The sequence below is a fragment of the Klebsiella sp. K47 genome, assembly GCF_051858335.1.
GTDB classification, from domain to species: Bacteria; Pseudomonadota; Gammaproteobacteria; order Enterobacterales; family Enterobacteriaceae; genus Klebsiella; species Klebsiella pneumoniae.
Map to the genome: position 1 here is coordinate 1 of NZ_JBPYUI010000045.1, position 3,020 is coordinate 3,020.

Genomic DNA, 3,020 nt, shown 5'->3' on the forward strand with positions numbered 1-3,020 from the left:
AACCGCCGACCCCCTCCTTGTAAGGGAGGTGCTCTCCCAGCTGAGCTAATCACCCACTTCGGTACTTCACATTTTGACAGAAAATCCAGCTGGCGAGAAAGTGGTGGGTGATGACGGGATCGAACCGCCGACCCCCTCCTTGTAAGGGAGGTGCTCTCCCAGCTGAGCTAATCACCCACTTCGGTACTTCACATTTTGACAGAAAATCCAGCTGGCGAGAAAGTGGTGGGTGATGACGGGATCGAACCGCCGACCCCCTCCTTGTAAGGGAGGTGCTCTCCCAGCTGAGCTAATCACCCCCGCTGTGTGGAGTCGCATTATAGGGAGAGTTGAAAATGAGTCAACGCCTTTTCTAAAGAATTCGTTCGTTCGTCGTAAAATTAAACAAAGCGATCGCGAAACCGGCGCCATAGCATGATTTATAAACAAAAATGGCAAACCGTGACGTTCCGATGGGAACAACATTGAGGAATCAGCCCACGGTGTTAGAATATTGACCCATAATTTCCACCGGACATTGCCGGCTATCGGCATCTTTATTAAACGTAAGGCCAATTCATGAAAATCAAAACTCGCTTCGCGCCAAGCCCAACCGGCTATCTGCACGTTGGCGGTGCGCGTACTGCTCTCTATTCCTGGCTTTTTGCCCGTAACCACGGCGGTGAGTTTGTGCTGCGTATTGAAGACACCGATCTCGAACGCTCCACCCCGGAAGCAATTGAAGCCATCATGGATGGCATGAACTGGCTGAATCTGCAATGGGACGAAGGCCCCTATTTCCAGACCAAACGTTTCGATCGTTATAACAACGTAATCGATGAGATGCTGGAAGCCGGTACCGCTTACAAATGCTATTGCTCGAAAGAACGTCTGGAAGCGCTGCGCGAAGAGCAGATGGCGAAGGGTGAGAAGCCGCGTTACGATGGCCGCTGCCGCCATAGCCACGAGCACCATGCTGACGATGAGCCGTGCGTCGTGCGTTTCGCCAACCCGCAGGAAGGTTCGGTTATTTTTGACGATCAGATCCGCGGACCTATCGAGTTCAGCAACCAGGAACTGGACGATCTGATCATTCGCCGTACCGATGGTTCCCCGACCTATAACTTCTGCGTGGTGGTAGATGACTGGGATATGGCGATCACTCACGTGATCCGCGGCGAAGATCATATCAACAACACGCCGCGCCAGATCAACATCCTCAAAGCGCTGAATGCGCCGGTGCCGGTTTATGCGCACGTGTCGATGATCAACGGCGATGACGGTAAAAAACTTTCCAAGCGCCACGGCGCAGTGAGCGTGATGCAGTATCGCGACGACGGCTACCTGCCGGAAGCGCTACTCAACTATCTGGTGCGCCTGGGCTGGTCTCATGGCGATCAGGAGATTTTCACTCGCGAAGAGATGATTGAGTTCTTCTCGCTGGGCGCGGTGAGCAAATCCGCCAGTGCCTTTAACACCGATAAACTGCTGTGGTTAAACCATCACTATATCAATACCCTGCCGGCGGAGTATGTGGCAACGCATCTGCAGTGGCATATCGAGCAGGAAAATATCGACACTCGCAACGGCCCGCAGCTGGCTGAGCTGGTGAAACTGCTGGGCGAGCGTTGCAAGACGCTGAAAGAGATGGCCCAGAGCTGCCGCTACTTCTATGAAGAGTTCGCTGAATTCGATGCCGACGCCGCGAAAAAACATCTGCGTCCAGTGGCGCGTCAGCCGCTGGAAGTGGTTCGCGATAAGCTGGCGGCGATTAGCGACTGGACGGCGGAAAACGTCCATCACGCGATTCAGGCAACTGCTGATGAGCTGGAGGTGGGGATGGGTAAAGTCGGTATGCCGCTGCGCGTGGCGGTTACCGGGGCAGGGCAATCTCCTGCGCTAGACGTTACTGTCCATGCTATCGGTAAATCCCGTAGCGTAGATCGTATCAATAAAGCGCTGGCTTTTATCGCTGAACGCGAAGGCCAGGCGTCCTGACGGCGTCGCAGCTGAAACAACGGCAGGTTACCCTGCCGTTTTTTTTGTCTGTTATTCCGGACTGGCGATGCCGAGGCGGGCAAGAAAACCGCTAATCCCTTCCCGGGCCAGCAGATCGCGGAGCTGCAGCTGTTCTGCCGGAGTCATCAGCTGTAGGGTTTCCGTGATTTGCCGCCAGATCGCGTCTGCCTCATTGACCAGGTATGCACCTGGCGATTCCGCGAGATGATTGTCGGTAAGCAGATGGCGTCTGGCAGGGATGTTGGTCAGAAACTCGCGTACCGGTTGGTCGATAACCACCAGTCGCGCTCGCCCCCCTTTAACGCCGGGTATTGCTTCGGTGCGCCATTGTTTCTCGCGAACCCAGCGATTGATCGTTTGTCTGGCCAGCCCCAGGCAGTCGGCAAGCTCTGCGGGCGTCATTTTATCTTTCAGTTTCATCATGGTTTACCGATCGCGGATCCCTAACCGAAGCAGTAACCCGGTGATCCCCTCGCGCAGCAACAAAGACATAAGCTGCTTCTGCTCGCTGGGGGTGAGTTCTTTACTGAGGGTCAGCAGCAGCGATTCCAGATCGCTATCATGGGGAGAATAGATGCCGGGCGTCTCCGCCACCCGCTGGGCGCTGCGGATAAACTCCCTGACTTGCTCATTGACATGGACCAGGCGCGCTTTGCCGCCCTGGACGCCAGGTCGCGGAGAGGTTTGCCAGCCTTCTTTCCGCACCCACTTATTGATAGTTTGCCGACTGTAGCCGGTTAGATGGGCAATTTCTTCAGGTGTCATTCGTTCCTTGAGCATACTATTTCCTGAGTAAATGTATGGGAATTAGCTGCCCATGTTATAGCATCCTTTTACGTGAAAAGGTGACCTGTTTAACTTCTGACTGCGATAAGGCTCGCAATGTCAGCAAGTTGCCTGCTTTTTCAGCGATTGAATCGGGAAGGATAATTTTGCCGTTGACACCTGAGCGAGGAATTCATATTATGCCGCCCGTCAACACGACACGCTTTACGTTACGGGGCTATAGCTCAGCTGGGAGA

At 54.3% G+C, this 3,020-nt stretch carries 3 protein-coding genes and 3 tRNA genes (1 of these 6 running past the window's edge); 2 read left to right on the forward strand and 4 right to left on the reverse strand.

Going from position 1 to position 3,020, the window contains the following annotated elements:
• Positions 1 to 101 precede the first annotated feature (101 nt).
• Both RRF55_RS25950 and RRF55_RS25955 read right to left on the reverse strand, forming a co-directional pair.
• Positions 102 to 177, reverse strand: a tRNA-Val gene (locus tag RRF55_RS25950).
• Positions 178 to 223: 46 nt separating this feature from the next.
• Positions 224 to 299: transfer RNA gene (locus RRF55_RS25955), tRNA-Val, on the reverse strand.
• Positions 300 to 558: 259 nt separating this feature from the next.
• Between RRF55_RS25955 and gltX the strand changes: the two genes are divergently transcribed.
• On the forward strand, positions 559 to 1,977 hold the full coding sequence (gene gltX / locus RRF55_RS25960) for a glutamate--tRNA ligase (RefSeq protein ID WP_004145598.1): 1,419 nt from the start codon (positions 559 to 561) through the stop codon (positions 1,975 to 1,977).
• Between the two features lie 51 nt (positions 1,978 to 2,028).
• On the opposite strand, the gene RRF55_RS25965 is transcribed toward gltX, so the two are convergent.
• The gene (locus RRF55_RS25965; RefSeq protein WP_002913435.1) at positions 2,029 to 2,421 is read right to left on the reverse strand and encodes a MerR family transcriptional regulator; all 393 of its coding nucleotides are present in this window, start codon (positions 2,419 to 2,421) and stop codon (positions 2,029 to 2,031) included.
• Positions 2,422 to 2,424: 3 nt separating this feature from the next.
• Positions 2,425 to 2,778 (reverse strand): MerR family transcriptional regulator, encoded by a 354-nt coding sequence (locus tag RRF55_RS25970; RefSeq protein WP_002913434.1) that lies wholly within the window; start codon positions 2,776 to 2,778, stop codon positions 2,425 to 2,427.
• A gap of 219 nt (positions 2,779 to 2,997) precedes the next feature.
• Between RRF55_RS25970 and RRF55_RS25975 the strand changes: the two genes are divergently transcribed.
• Positions 2,998 to 3,020 (forward strand) — tRNA-Ala (locus RRF55_RS25975); it runs 153 nt beyond the window's last position.